The sequence below is a fragment of the Enterococcus sp. XAF26B05_ASV22 genome, assembly GCF_056727285.1.
Window position 1 is genome coordinate 2,294,358 of sequence record NZ_CM161538.1, and the last position, 14,310, is coordinate 2,308,667.

Consider the following 14,310-nt stretch of genomic DNA (forward strand, 5'->3'; position numbering starts at 1 on the left):
CTATAACATACTTGCAATTTGTTCTGACGGATCAAATAGAGTATTAAGTTTCTTAAAACTTTTCTCAATATTATTTATGATTTGCTTGTTTTTGTCCCACCAATTCCGCTTCAGTTCTCCAGCTTGACTGCCTATTTTCTCTGGACTTGTAGAGCCTTGATACAGCACCGTTACGTTATTCACTTCAGACTGTTTTTGGACTTTTGGATTGCCATCTGTTATATATAGCCTATCGTTTTTTACTGTCCCCTTTTCCAATAGTAACAGTATCTCCAACTTCATATTGGTCATACTCTTGTTTAGCGAGTTCAACATTTTCTTTATCTGTCTTCACCATCGACCTTAATCTCCTTGTCTAATATTTCTCTTAAATCTCCAGATACTCCACCACCGCTTTCTTCTAATTCGTTATTAGAATTCTTTGACAAAGTAACACGTACATAGAGCTTTTCATTTTTATTAATAATAAGTTTATTCATAATACCACCTATCGGATTATGTTCAATGCTATTATAATCCACTTCGTAAGATTGAATGATTCCATCTGTTGTTAATGCTTTCGAATCTAAATTTTTTAACCCTTCTTCAAAAACTTTTTTTGCCTGACCACTATTCACCACATTCATCATTTCATCATGAAACCTCTTGTTATCCATATGTACTTTTCTTCCTATTACAATAACAATCACTAAACATATTCCTAAAATAGAATAAAACGTCCTTGTTTTGATTTTTTTTACCTCAGAGAGTGCTCGTTCCTTCTCTTTTTTATCCTTTTTCATCTAAAACACCTCAAAATCATTTTTCATAAGTAAACTATAACATACTTGTCATTTGTTTGGTCGGATCGAATATAGTATTCGGTTTTTTTATAACTTTTCTCGATATTATTTAAGATTTGTTTGTTGTTCCCCCAATCACGCTTCACTTCTCCAGCTTGACTGCCTATTTTCTCTGGGCTTGTAGAACCTTGATACAGCACCGTTACGTTATTCACTTCAGACGGTTTTTGTACTTTCGGATTGCCGTCAGTGACGATAAAAGCCTGTTCCCCTGTTTTTTTATCATTCACTACTTTTGATACATAGCCTATTGTTCCACCATTAATTTTTACTTTTTTATTAGTTTTCAAATCATTATATTCAGCCTTTGAAATTTCTACTCTTTGTTCATCTGTAAAATTCGTCATATTATCCTCCTCAATTATCGAAATCGTCACTTAATTTTTCTGATAAAATCACTACTCCACTTTTTAATTTGCCAGAAGATTTACCTATATTTAAACCTAATGTTAACTCTTCATCTTTATTAATAATTATTTCAAACATTATTCCACCCATAAGATTATGCTCAATACTTTTATAATTAATTTCATAGACTTTAATTTTTCCTTCAGGTGTTAATGCTCTCGGATCTAATCCTTTTAACTCATCTTCAATTATTTGTTTTGCTTGAGTACTCTTCACCACATTCACCATTTCATCATGAAACCTCTTGTTATCCATATACACTTTTCCTCCTATTCCTATCACAATCACTAAACATATTCCTAAAATAGAATAAAACGTCCTTGTTTTGATTTTTTTTACCTCAGAGAGTGCTCGTTCCTTCTCTTTTTTATCCTTTTTCATCTAAGACACCTCAAAATTATTTTATTAAGTAATCTATAACATACTTGTCATTTGTTTGGCAGAACAAGTATAGTATTGGGCTCTTAAAACTTTTCTCAATATTATTTAAAATTTGTTTGTTGTTGTCCCACCAATCCCGCTTCACTTCTCCAGCTTGACTGCCTATTTGCTCTGGACTTGTAGAGCCTTGATACAGCACCGTTACGTTATTCACTTCAGACGGTTTTTGTACTTTCGGATCTCCGTCTGTAATGATAAAAGCTTGTTCCCCTGTTTTTTTATCGTTCACTACTTTTGATACATAGCCTATTGTAGTACCATTATTATTTATTTTAACTGGGTCGCCCTCTTTATATGAACGATACTCCATTTGCGCTATATCGATATTTTCTTTATCAGAATATCCCATACTAATTCCCTCCTTTTTTAACAACTCTTCTAATTCCGCTGTATTTCCACCACCAGAATTTTCTAAAGTGCCATCTTCTGTATTTTTATTTAAAAGATTATACACTCTAAGTTTTTCATCATCATTTATAATTACGTCAAACATAATTCCTCCCATAGGATTGTGTTCTATACTCTCATAATCTATTTCATAAGATTTGATAATTCCCTCTGGCGTTAAAGCTTTTGAATCCAAGTTTTTTAACCCTATTTCTATCTCCCTTTTTGCTTGACCGCTTTTTACCACGTTTACCATTTCATCATTGAATCGTTTGTTATCCATATACACTTTCCCTCCGATACCTAGAATAATAACTAAAACTATTCCTACTCCTGTCACTATAAATTTTCTTTTAGTCATCCCTTACACCTCATCATTAATAAATAAACTATAATATACTTGTAATTTGTTTGGTCGGATCGAACATAGTATTCGGTTTCTTATAACTTTTCTCAATATTATTTAATATTTGTTTGTTGTTGTCCCACCAACCCCTCTTCACTTCTCCAGCTTGACTGCCTATTTTCTCTGGACTTGTAGAGCCTTGATACAGCACTGTTACGTTATTCACTTCAGACGGTTTTTGTACTTTGGGATTGCCATCTGTAATGATAAAAGCTTGTTCTCCTGTTTTTTTATCATTTACTACTTTTGATACATAGCCTATTTTTTCTCCGTTATTAATGGTAACTGGATCATTCTCATTCAAATTATCATACTCTTTTTTTGTTATTTGAACACGTTCATCATCTGTATATGCTTTACCCATTATTTTTCTTCTTTAACATATTATCTAATTCAGATGAATAACTTGAAATTCCATGATTTCTATTTAAATTACCTTCAGAATCAACATCTAAAATGAACGTAGCATATAAATTTTTTGTATTATTTATATACAATTTACCATTAATTCCCCCCATAGGATTATGTTCAATACTTTCATAATCTATATCGTATGACTTTATAACTCCCTCTGGTGTCAACGCATTAGAATCTATATTTTTCAATCCTTCTTCAATTATATGTTTTGCTTGACCACTCTTTACTACACTCACCATTTCACCATTGAATCGTTTGTTATCCATATACACTTTTCCTCCTATTCCTATCACAATCACTAAACATATTCCTAAAATAGAATAAAACGTCCTTATTTTGATTTTTTTCGCCTCAGAGAGAGCTCGTTCCTTCTCTTTTTTATCATTTTTCATCTAAGACACCTCAAAATTATTTTATTAAGTAATCTATAACATACTTGCAATTTGTTCTGACGGATCAAATAGAGTATTAAGTTTCTTAAAACTTTTCTCAATATTATTTAATATTTGTTTGTTGTTGTCCCAACAACCCCTCTTCACTTCTCCAGCTTGACTGCCTATTTGCTCTGGACTTGTAGAGCCTTGATACAGCACCGTTACGTTATTCACTTCAGACGGTTTTTGTACTTTGGGATTGCCATCTGTAATGATAAAAGCTTGTTCTCCTGTTTTTTTATCATTTACTACTTTTTGTACATAGTCTATTTTTGTATTTCTATCTTCAATGTATACAGGTTCGCCTTCTTTATAGTCGTTATATTCATTTTTAGCAATATCAAGTCGTTGCTAATCTGAGTAATTAGTCATTATTCATATTCCCTTTCTCTAACATATCTTCCAAGGGCAGTGATCCTCCACCAGAACTATTAGTTAATCTCCCATTTTCTTCTTGATCTAAAGTCACTCGAATATACATTTGATTATCATCATTGATAATCAATTTAAGCATTATTCCTCCCATAGGATTATGTTCCACGCTATCATAATCTACTTTATATGATTTAATTATTCCTTCTGAAGTTAAAGCTTTTGAATCTGCATTTTTTAATGTTTTTTCATAAACTTGTTTTGCCTGACCACTCTTCACCACATTGACCATTTCGTCATTGAATCGTTTGTTATCCATATAGACTTTTCCTCCTATTCCTATCACAATCACTAAACATATTCCTAAAATAGAATAAAGCGTCCTTGTTTTGATTTTTTTTACCTCAGAGAGTGCTCGTTCCTTCTCTTTTTTATCCTTTTTCATCTAAGACACCTCAAAATTATTCTTATTAAGTAAACTATAACATACTTATCATTTGGTTGACGGATCAAATAGGGGATTAATTTTTCTCGCTGTTACGTATGATTGGCTTATTGTTATCCCACCAATCCCGCTTCACTTCTCCAACTTGACTGCCTATTTTCTCTGGAATTGTAGTGCCTTGATACAACGCAGTTAGGTTATTCACTTCAAAATGATAAAATTGTACAAAAAAAAGGATGGAACATCTCCATCCTAAAACATTCTATATCCTCACTCTAAAAACTCTTCATCTCACCAAATGGCAAAAGTTGCATCGTCACTTTCCCAATCACATTCTCTTTTGCAATCAAACCATAATGCCGACTATCGGTCGCATACGGTCGATTATCGCCTAAAACTAAGTAGTATCCCTCAGGAATCGCAACAGCAGAGGTCAACGTTCGATTCGTGAAATCTTCTGTATAATTTTTACCGTTGCGTTGGCTTTCATTGATTTCATCCATAATAAATTTTTCGTCTACTGGCTGGTCATTCACGAAAAGTGTATCGTTCGTGTACGCAATTTTTTCTTCTGGCAGACCAATGATTCGTCTAATTTGCGTGTTCCCATTGCCACTTTTAAAGGCAACTAAATCAAAGCGTTTGAGGTTCGTTGTTTTTTGAACAAGTACTTGATCTTTTTCGCGTAACGTCGGAATCATGCTAAAACCACGGACCGTCGCGATGGTCAGGAAAAAGGAAGTGATGAAAAGCATTAACACGACACCCAAACTTATGGCCATGATCAGTTCTTTAAGATAGCTTCTAACACGTTGTTTTTTTCGTTTAGACTTTTTATTAAGGTTTGGTCTTTTTTTCTTTTTCGTGTTTTTTACAGGTCCATTTTGGGAAGGACGTTTTTTTCGTTTGGTTGTTGGCTTTTTTTTCTGTTTGATTGTGTGCTTTGGTTTTTTCTCCATAAGAAATCACTCACTCAGATTACTTTTCTTCTTTAAAGGCGGATTCATTCACTTTGTAATAATCAAATGTTTGTTTTTCATAGTCTTGTGCTTTCTTGATGTCTGCTAAAAAACTGTCCACTAACGCTTGGTTTCCGAAAAAGTTTTTTGTTTGTGTACTTGCATTCATTCCTAATTGTTTGATCGAATTATAATAACGATTCAAGGTGATTTGTCCTTCTTCGGAATTGATGTCACTTGCTTTTTTTGTTCCGTAGCTTGCCATAGAGGTCGCTAAGTAACGAATATTTTTTTGCAATTTTTCTTCGTCGTCGCTTTTATCCCGTGCCACAATCAGTTGGTCTTCAAAGTCTCGCAGTAGGTAATAGCCTTTCACAACAGAATCTGAATCTCCTGTTGTGAGATTCATCGACTGGTAGTAAGAAAGATACGAGATGCCACCAGCTAAAACAACTGTCACAAATGACATTACCCAAAATAAGCGTATGCTCTTTTTTTTCTGGTTTATCAACTGTCGTTTTTTTCGTGCGATTTTTCTATTTTTCTTTTTATTTTTAAATTTCTTATTTGGAAGTTTTTTTAGTAGTCTACGTTTATGAAAAAACTGTACTAAAAAATAGCCTGACCCTAGGAGCGCAACAATTGACAGTGCTATCCCTATGATGAAAATCCAATCTAAAACAGACATACACTACAGCTCCTATACTTTCCTAATCCTTTTTCTTACTGCTTTTTCCATTAGATGACCCTTGTTGTTTCTTCTTTTTACGTTCTTTTTTTAAGGCTAATTCTTTTTCTTGTTTTTTCTTATTACGTATGCGAATAATGACGAAAATTAGGATAATTAAGGCTAAAATACCAACAACGATTAGGGCGATCAATTTCCAGTCCAGCCCTTTTTCTTGCACTAAACCTACATCTCGCTCGTTGAATTTGTTCGCATCTTTATCTGAAATGTTGAAGTCTTTAGTCCATTTCCATTTTTTATCGCCAGAGGTCACGAGAATGTTTGCTACATAATCTCCTGCAACCATCCGCTCACCGTTCATACTGACAGGAAAGTCAATAAAGGAATTTGGTGCCATTCTCATTGCGGTTTGTTTGCGTTCATATAGAACAGTCTCTTTCCCTTTCTCTGTAATTTGAACTTCAACAGTCATATTATCTAAATACGCTGCCATCACATTAGAGTAATTCACAAAAATAGCATTGCGATAATTGCTTTGGCCAGCTTTCACACTGTTCAATTTTAAATCTGGTGCAATAGCTTTTTCTGATTCTTGTAGTACAACACCAATCACATAGGCATATTGGTTAATGATTTTTGAGCCGCCTTCATTAGAAGAGGTGCCATTTTGATCTGCTCTCATCAACTGGATACCACCAGCAATCACTCCATCATAACTTGTTTCTGGCATTTGAATGGTCAAATCAAGATTCTTGGTTTCTCCTGGTGCTAGCTCAACTGATTCTGGTCCAGTGACAATATCGGTAAAATCAAATTGTACGGATGGATCGTTTTTAATTGTTGATTCACCGTATTCAATCACACCGTTTTGGTTCGTCTTTGCCCCATTCAATTTAACATCGATTGTCACTTTTTCAGTACCAGGATTGCTTAATGTGATAGAAATCTGTTGATTTTTACCTGGGTCCATTTTTAATTTAAAGTAGCCTAAATCTTTTTTTACTTGATTATCTGGAAACGTAATACTGTACGTAAACCCTGTAACACCTGCTGGATTTTTATCAGCGGAATAACTAGGAACTGCTTTTAAAAAGAAGAGCCCAATAACCACGATACTCAAAAAAATACTTACCCATTGTTTTATAGATCCTATATGTGATTTCATAACTAACCTCGTTTATTCTAAAGTATATTTTCTATGTACACAGAGGAACAAGTTAAACTCGTTCCTCTGCAAAAATCGAAGATCTTGCTTATGCTTCTGGCGTTTCTTCTGGTGTTTCTTCTGCAGTAGGTGCAGCAGTAATTTTCCAAGTTACAGTAGCAGTGTAATCCGCTACAGCCATGTTTGAAGCAGTTGCTGCAGGAATTGTTAATTTTACAGATTCTGCATCTGTTCCTGGTGTTCCGTTTTGTGATGTTGAACTTTGACCAAATTCTAAGACGTGACGGCCTTTTCCTTCTTTTTTATCTTTATCAGCTACAACGACTGTTTTTGCATCGTTCGCCGCTTCTGTTAATTGGAAACCAGTTTGAACGTTTGAAGGGACAGCATTTGTGTTATCTCCTTGCGCTTGCAGCAAGTCCGTTGCTGAAGTCAATTGTTGAACCAGATAATACGTTTGTTCCTGATGTGAATTGTTTGGTTAATTGTGCTGTGATTGTATATCCGAAAACGCCTCCGGCACGAACGTCAGCCCATTGTACATAAGCACCACGTTTTGTTGTTCCACCGTTAAATGTCATTGGTTTTGCATAGCTTGTTACAGTGTTGGCAGATGTTTTAACAGAACCAAAATCCAAATCAGTCGTTTTTTCAATAACTAATGACCCTTGTTCTGTGTTTGTGTTTTCATCTGGAGATTCTGGATCTGGCGTTGGTAAAACTTCACCAGGATTTTCTGGATCGACTGTTTCAGATTCGCCACCACCGGCAGTTCCTTCTGTCACTTTTACTGTACCTTCTGACGTTAATTCAGTTGGTGCTGCAAATGCAGGTGTTGCCGCTCCTAGAACTGTTACTCCTAAAATTGCTACTAATGTTGATGCACAAAGACTTTTTGCTTTCATATTGCTATTCCTCCTAATTGTTTGTGTGTTATTTATTAAGGCAACTTGGCTAAAATCCAAGTTATCTCCGTTTGGTATTCTACCGGATGAATTTTTGTTGTTTCCGGTATGCTTAGTGTGATCGCTGAATTGCTATACACTGGTTTACTATAATGACTGTCTATCACTGGTTTTCCCGCTTGATCTACTACGGGTGTCAGTGTTGCAGGTTGCTTGCTAGAATTGGTATCTGATGCGCCAAATGCAATAGTCCAAACACCTTTACCGCTGCCTGCTCTAGCAGTTGCGACTTCATAGGCTGAACCAATCGAATTTAAGGCAATCGTTTCTCGCATCACGGTAGGCGCTTCACTCGTACCGCTGGAATTTGCCCAGCCTTTATCTAGTGAAAGAACCGCACCTTTTAAATCCTGCTCATTCGTTTCTTGAATAATAGGATTCGTAAACTGATAGTTTTGTTTGACTTGTAGGGTCCAACCGGACGATTCTGCTTGTTGATCGGTAATTTGAATGTAGCTCCCTCTAGGACCAATTTCACCAAAGAACTGTTGCGCAAGAGCGTGATAGTCACGTCCATTTTTAGAAATCTTGCTTTCACCAAAATCAAGAGCAGAAACGTAATCAATACGAAGTGACCCTTCAGTTGAAGGGCTCTCCCCCGGATCAACAATATTCTCTGGATTTTCAGGGTCAACAGGATTGGTTACCACGCTTCCTTTGATGCTGACTGAACCTGATTGATCAAGCGTCTCAGGGGCAGCTTGTGCAATGATGCCTGATTCAATGGCTAGAAACAAACTGGCGATTGATAACGACCAGATACCGACTTGTTTTAACTTCATTTTTGCTCCCCCTTTCTACGTTTTCGTAAAAAGAGAAGCAATAGCAATAGGAATAGAATACCTATGCCGAAAATACCGTAATTTTTTAGCAGCTCCCCCATACTAGGAAGTGTTTTTCCAGCTGGTTTCACTGTTGTACTCGGAGTTGTCGTTGTGGATGAACTTGGTTCAGTACTGGTAGAGGAATCAGATGGTTCTGTCGATTCTTCGTAAAATGAAATCTTACCGCCTCGATTGACTTGCCCACCTGTTCCTTCATTCGCACTTGAACTGTTTGAGTAACTAAACATGCCAATCAATACAACCAGAGAGCAGACGATTAATGTTATTGTTTTATGTTTCATTTTCCACTCTCCTTTATGGTTGTCCAGCCATGACTTTCCACGTAATTACGCCAACATAATCTCCTGTATAAACGGTATCAGATGAATTAATTTGTAATTTTATCCCGTCAGTATTTGCTGCTTTCCCCAACTGTCACTGACATCAAAACTACCTGCTGTGCCTTTACTATTGGTGTAAACGACTTGCGCATTATTAGTTAAAATTGTTTCCTTACCGCTCGTAACATAACGCAGAGCATTGACTAATTCTTGACCGCTATCGTTTTTCATCGGTGTTGTCAATGTAGCCGTTAAGTTCCAACCGTTTTTGGCATCTGCCCGAGTATCCGTGACCACTAATTGTTGATCAATTTCTGGGTCTTCTACTCGTTTCGTTGTTGCATTATACGCTAGTGAGCCAAAGTCTAACGCACTTGGTACTGAGGTCAAACTCAATACGCCTTGCACTTTGTATTGAACGGTTAGTGCAGTATTATTTATTTTCACCGCTGTTTCATTAGCTGGTCGTTCGGCAATATCATACCCGGCTTTCGTGACATTCGTAAGTTGTGTGGTGACACTCTCTTCTTTTGTTAAGTCAATCGTGTCCCCGACTTGCGTATTTAATTTAACGGTATAGCCAGATAAAACTTGATTTGCTTCATTCAAGAATTCAACCGATAATACGGCATCAACATCAACTACTGTCACTTGAATCGTCGTTGTAATGTCTGTAGGCAATCCTGAATCAGCTGCTTTTACTGTTAATGTCACAGGATATGCTTTTGGTTGAAGTTCGCTCACATTATTTAAGCCACCAAAGTCCGTTACTGTTACAAATTGAGTCAGGTCTGTTTTGGTTCCATTTGCTAGTTTATAGGCTTCTGGCTTGCTCTGTTGCAGGATATAATTCTTTAATTCTGTTTCTGATAGATTTCGAATATCTACATAAGATGCCTCAAAATCAGAGCCTGAAACACCTGAAGCCTGGTCATAGACAACTAATGTTGACTCAACAACTTTGGTATTCGGCGCTGGATTTCCATCAGCATCAACTGCCTTATCAGATACATTGATCTGTACCGTGTGTGTTCCTGGCGTATTCGCTGCTGTTTCTGCCGTAGTAGGATCCGTATAGGCATAATCAAAACCAGTATTGACTGGACTTGTATCACTAACGTCTTTCACCATGTCTTTTGGTGCAGGTAACGTATCCCCTTTTGTCATGTAATAGGTCACCGGTGAAGCTGTAGGTGGTGTTTTATCCAAGACTGTTTGTGTCACTTCTTCAGCTTTTAGATTCGCAAATCCGTAGGCATGAATGACACTTCCAGCGGTAAAATAATGCCCTGCTGGTACGGTTACGGACCAATTCCCTGCCGCATCTGATTTCGTTGTAAAATTCGCACGGTATTCAGCTGGAGTAGACGTATCTTCTACAGGTGATTTTATACTGTCAGTTGATGGATCAAAGGCTGCCGTGATCGAGTTATTGACTGGTACATCCCAAATGCGGACATAGGCATTTGGAATAGCATAGCCAGACACAGTGGTCGAACTATTATTGCCACGATTATCAGTTGCAATGCTATGAATCGCAATATTTGGATCTGGCACTCGGGTAAAGAGAACTCGTTGTTGTCCTCTCGTTGTAAAATTCGCGTTAAATCTAGTTAACGTTTCATTTGTCATCGCATTAGATGCTGTGATTGTAGGATTAAAGCCACTTCCATAAGCTAATCGCATATTACTCATCGGAATGTACTCATATGTGTACCCATTATCACCATCAGCCCCACCAGCCACATTATTCAATGACCATTGGAAGACATTTTGAACCGACACATCCAAGTTTCCTTGAGACCAAATCAACCCATTATTGGTAGATGTACCGCTAGTTAATGCGCTATTTTTTTGAAGATTCACTCGTTTAGCATCTGAGAATTTAAAAGTTGATGACGCTCCACCCATTCGCAATAAATATTGCGTGATCGATGTGCTATCGCTTTGAATATCAAACGAAGCATTCGGTTGGACGATAAAGGTGGAGTTATTTGCAACATAGAATAAATCAGTTGTACTGGCGCCCATGTTTACACCCTTCACATTTAAATTCCCTGAAACGTTGATCGACCCGCCATTCATATAGATTGGGTTATAGTTTATATTGTTGTTCCCCGTTCCAGAATAAGCATCTGTTTGAATATTTACCGTCGCATCTTTCCCAATATTTAATTCAGATGAAGCTGATCCTAGGTAGACCGCACCACCAAATGTCGCATGATGATTTAAGATATCAACGGTGGAACCTTCGCCTACAGATAATGATCCGCCTGAAATGTTCAAGTTGGTATTGTAGTATTCGGCTGCAGTTGTTTGATCGCCACGTTCCAGTTTAAGCTTGACATTTTTACCGATGGCAAAGCTGCCTGATGGCATATACAGTACGTTGGAACCTAGAGAAGAAATATAAACATCAGCATTATCTTCTACAACAGCTGTAGAAATCGCTAAGCTTCCTTGTTGATAGTTATTTACATTCCACGTACGAATCGTTGTGCCGTCTTTCTTTACAGAAGTCCACGTACGTTGTTGCTCCAAATGAACTTTATTTTTTAGTGTTAACGTGGTTTGTTGTGATTCTAAAAACTGTGTTCCATACCCAGTGTAATTATCCATGGTCATTTTTCCGCCATTGGCACCATTGTTAAAAATCATCGCACCCCAGTAGTTACCATGATAAACCGTCATATTACTAAATTGGATATCCCATGCTTTTGAACCGTAATTATTATAGGCTTGGAACGAAAAACAAAGCGAACCAAAATCTAATGTGTAATTGTTCCCGTTGACTTTAACCGTCCGTGCATTTCCTTGTAATTGGAAATACATATGGGACTCACCACCTGAAGCAATTCCAATCGATGTCGCTGTGGTCACATTTTGAGAGTAACGTAAATACGGACTATAAATAAAATAACTAGACGAATAGGTTGGGGCATTTGTATAGATATCATTTAACAGTTCCACATTCGTTACCCATGGGTCATTTAGACCAATCGTGTACCCTAAAAAGTCTGTAACATTTCTCGTATTGGTAGCCGAAGCAGTATCATAAGAAATATTCGCATTGCTTCGATTTGTTCCCGTTAATCCATTCGTGGCACTTTCAGTCGCCGTATACGATGAAATATAGAATGGTCCAGAATAGTTTGAGGAACTCATGTTAATGTTTTGGAATTTTAAATCCCAATAGCCAAAAATGGTTCCAGAACTTCCTGATACATAGCTTGATTGGTCCAGAAAACCGATCGCTAGGTTACCAAAATTAAAGTTATGTCCATTTCCATCAATTGTCAGGGAGCGTGCAGTCGCATTTTTATTGATATACAAATAGACGTTCTGCGCACTGGCTAGATAAACTGAACTAACACTAAATAGATCCTTATAGTTGTTCAACGTCCCAGACAGTGTAATATCATTTTGTAATGAAATGGTATTCACTGTGTTATCGGCGATTGCTTCAACAAAACTTTGCCAATCAGTCACTTCTGCTGTACCAGCAGCTCTAGTGCTTAATGCCCTCGGTTGAACGAGATCTTGGCTACTGTCTGTAGCCTTTTTTGATTCTTTTACCGAAAGTTTTAGCTCTTGTTGTGTAAAGCTACCTGCTTCATCAGACAATTGCAGTGAATAATCGCCACTTTTGTCTGCTAATAATGCTAATTCCAGGGAAGATTGATCACTTTTTACTGTAATCGTTAACGTCCGTGTTTCTTCATTCCAATTAAAAACAGGGAATTCTGCTTTTGGGTCTTCCTTCAAAAGCATGGCTCTTTCTTCTGCTTCGTCAAAATGTATCCCTTTAGGTAGATGAACTTGCCATTCTTTTTTCTGTTCACCGGAATTAGTTGACGAATTACTTTCATCAGACTGCTTCAGTTCATTTTCTGCTCTTGTATCGGAAATCTTTAAATGAAAGAATTCATTTGTATAGATTTCATCTTCAACAGCCGTCAGCGAAATCGGTGATTTGGCAAATATTTTAGTTGAAGAAGAATACATTTGTGAAAACATAGCTAAAATAAGGATCGAAAGAATGGCTATGCTCATTCCAACTAATTGAAATTTTCTTTTTTTCATCATTTCATTCATTTCCCCTCCTGCCCCTTAGTTTAAAAGAATGTTCTTAGTTTCTTCACCTCCTTCAAGCGTTAGTCATACTACTGTTGTTTACTTGTTGATCTAACGCCAATTTGTACCCAATCGTTCGAACCGTTTTGATAAATTTCGGAGTCGTAGGATCTTCTTCAATTTTTCCTCTTAAATGGAAAATGATGTTACTTACTCGATACTCTTTTTTCTCCGCACTTTCGTTTGCCCAAATATGTTGGTATATTTCTTCATAGGTTAATGCTTTATCGTGCCTATTAAAAAGTAGTTCTAATACTTTAAATTCTAATTTGGTTAAGCTAATTTCGACTTTTCCTTCCCTTAAAACACTTAGGTTTTCAGGGAGTAGTTCTAGTGGTGGTACAGGCGATGATACAGTCTGCACATTGGTAGGGAATTCTTTTTTCTCAATTCGATTTAAGATATTTGAAAATTGCAAAGCAAATTCTTCTTCATGAGTAGAGACACCATCTGCACCCAGTTGTAAATATATTTTCTTTTTTGTTTTTGCTTCTTCATTGTTATCAATTAATAATACCCAGATTAATTTATTTAATCTCATTCTTAATTCCAAGATATTTTTGCAAATACAAGATAGATCTGTTACAACTGATTCTTCAATAATAACGGCGTCTACATTTCCTAGCTCTGAACTTACATCTCCTACTTTTAAAAATGTGATCTCATGACCTAAGCTCGCAAAATCTTTGGTATAATCCAATACAGGTTGAGACGGATCTCGAAAAATACCGATAGTGTACATCACAGGTACCTCCTACTAAATTTATGTCATAACTAAAAGCTTTTCGTAGTGTACAGTCGAAAGTAAGCTACTATTAAAGTCGTTTTGAGTAGATATTTGTACTTTTCACGCTACTAGTAAAAATGAAATAATGATTGTCTTGAAAGAATTAAGTTCAAGATATTCTTTTAATTTAGCCTATTATCGTGCATTTCTTAAAATAATTTGACGGTTTCGTTGACGGCTAAAAAAAATGGATGTGAGACAAAAGCAACCATCACTTTTGTTTCACACCCTAAACACGAATAAACGGTGGAAGCAGAAGCAATCCCTTCGGAAATAAGCTTCTGCCCCAGCCTCT

General features: G+C 36.6%; 16 protein-coding genes and 1 pseudogene. All 17 read right to left on the bottom strand.

Features of this window, described 5'->3' with window-relative positions:
- Positions 1-258 (bottom strand): hypothetical protein, encoded by a 258-nt coding sequence (locus AC1PU0_RS11320; protein WP_206848120.1) that lies wholly within the window; start codon positions 256-258, stop codon positions 1-3.
- Positions 259-320: 62 nt separating this feature from the next.
- Entirely contained in the window at positions 321-782 is a 462-nt protein-coding gene (locus AC1PU0_RS11325; RefSeq protein WP_206848118.1) for a DUF1310 family protein, read from the bottom strand.
- Between the two features lie 23 nt (positions 783-805).
- Entirely contained in the window at positions 806-1,189 is a 384-nt protein-coding gene (locus tag AC1PU0_RS11330) for a hypothetical protein (protein ID WP_479998350.1), read from the bottom strand.
- Positions 1,190-1,199: 10 nt separating this feature from the next.
- Positions 1,200-1,631: a DUF1310 family protein gene (locus AC1PU0_RS11335; RefSeq protein WP_479998351.1), complete on the bottom strand. Its 432-nt coding sequence runs from the start codon at positions 1,629-1,631 to the stop codon at positions 1,200-1,202.
- 421 nt (positions 1,632-2,052) lie between these two features.
- Positions 2,053-2,439 (bottom strand): annotated as a pseudogene (locus AC1PU0_RS11340) (DUF1310 family protein); the annotation flags it as partial.
- A gap of 28 nt (positions 2,440-2,467) precedes the next feature.
- A complete protein-coding gene (locus tag AC1PU0_RS11345) occupies positions 2,468-2,848 on the bottom strand; it encodes a hypothetical protein (RefSeq protein ID WP_242596457.1) in 381 nt (126 codons plus the stop codon).
- Positions 2,841-3,293, bottom strand: coding sequence for a DUF1310 family protein (locus AC1PU0_RS11350; RefSeq protein ID WP_206848112.1), 453 nt, complete (start codon positions 3,291-3,293; stop codon positions 2,841-2,843). Before AC1PU0_RS11350 ends, AC1PU0_RS11345 begins: the two co-directional genes overlap by 8 nt.
- A gap of 406 nt (positions 3,294-3,699) precedes the next feature.
- Positions 3,700-4,152 (bottom strand): DUF1310 family protein, encoded by a 453-nt coding sequence (locus AC1PU0_RS11355; RefSeq protein ID WP_206848110.1) that lies wholly within the window; start codon positions 4,150-4,152, stop codon positions 3,700-3,702.
- A gap of 275 nt (positions 4,153-4,427) precedes the next feature.
- On the bottom strand, positions 4,428-5,111 hold the full coding sequence (gene lepB, locus AC1PU0_RS11360; protein ID WP_479998353.1) for a signal peptidase I: 684 nt from the start codon (positions 5,109-5,111) through the stop codon (positions 4,428-4,430).
- Positions 5,112-5,130: 19 nt separating this feature from the next.
- Positions 5,131-5,799: a hypothetical protein gene (locus tag AC1PU0_RS11365; RefSeq protein ID WP_206848107.1), complete on the bottom strand. Its 669-nt coding sequence runs from the start codon at positions 5,797-5,799 to the stop codon at positions 5,131-5,133.
- A 22-nt stretch (positions 5,800-5,821) separates the two neighbouring features.
- Positions 5,822-6,964: a WxLIP family cell surface protein gene (locus AC1PU0_RS11370; RefSeq protein WP_479998355.1), complete on the bottom strand. Its 1,143-nt coding sequence runs from the start codon at positions 6,962-6,964 to the stop codon at positions 5,822-5,824.
- Between the two features lie 88 nt (positions 6,965-7,052).
- Positions 7,053-7,400 carry a WxL domain-containing protein gene (locus AC1PU0_RS11375; RefSeq protein ID WP_479998357.1) on the bottom strand — a complete coding sequence of 116 codons (348 nt, stop codon included), beginning with the start codon at positions 7,398-7,400 and terminating at the stop codon, positions 7,053-7,055.
- Positions 7,360-7,869 (bottom strand): WxL domain-containing protein, encoded by a 510-nt coding sequence (locus AC1PU0_RS11380; RefSeq protein ID WP_479998359.1) that lies wholly within the window; start codon positions 7,867-7,869, stop codon positions 7,360-7,362. Before AC1PU0_RS11380 ends, AC1PU0_RS11375 begins: the two co-directional genes overlap by 41 nt.
- 35 nt (positions 7,870-7,904) lie before the next feature.
- Positions 7,905-8,711: a WxL domain-containing protein gene (locus tag AC1PU0_RS11385; RefSeq protein WP_479998361.1), complete on the bottom strand. Its 807-nt coding sequence runs from the start codon at positions 8,709-8,711 to the stop codon at positions 7,905-7,907.
- Entirely contained in the window at positions 8,708-9,055 is a 348-nt protein-coding gene (locus AC1PU0_RS11390) for a hypothetical protein (protein WP_069654709.1), read from the bottom strand. Before AC1PU0_RS11390 ends, AC1PU0_RS11385 begins: the two co-directional genes overlap by 4 nt.
- Positions 9,056-9,154: 99 nt before the next feature.
- Entirely contained in the window at positions 9,155-13,189 is a 4,035-nt protein-coding gene (locus tag AC1PU0_RS11395; RefSeq protein WP_479998364.1) for a pectate lyase-like adhesive domain-containing protein, read from the bottom strand.
- 52 nt (positions 13,190-13,241) lie between these two features.
- Complete coding sequence (locus tag AC1PU0_RS11400) at positions 13,242-13,970, bottom strand: winged helix-turn-helix domain-containing protein (RefSeq protein ID WP_479998366.1); 729 nt, start codon at positions 13,968-13,970, stop codon at positions 13,242-13,244.
- Positions 13,971-14,310 lie beyond the last annotated feature (340 nt).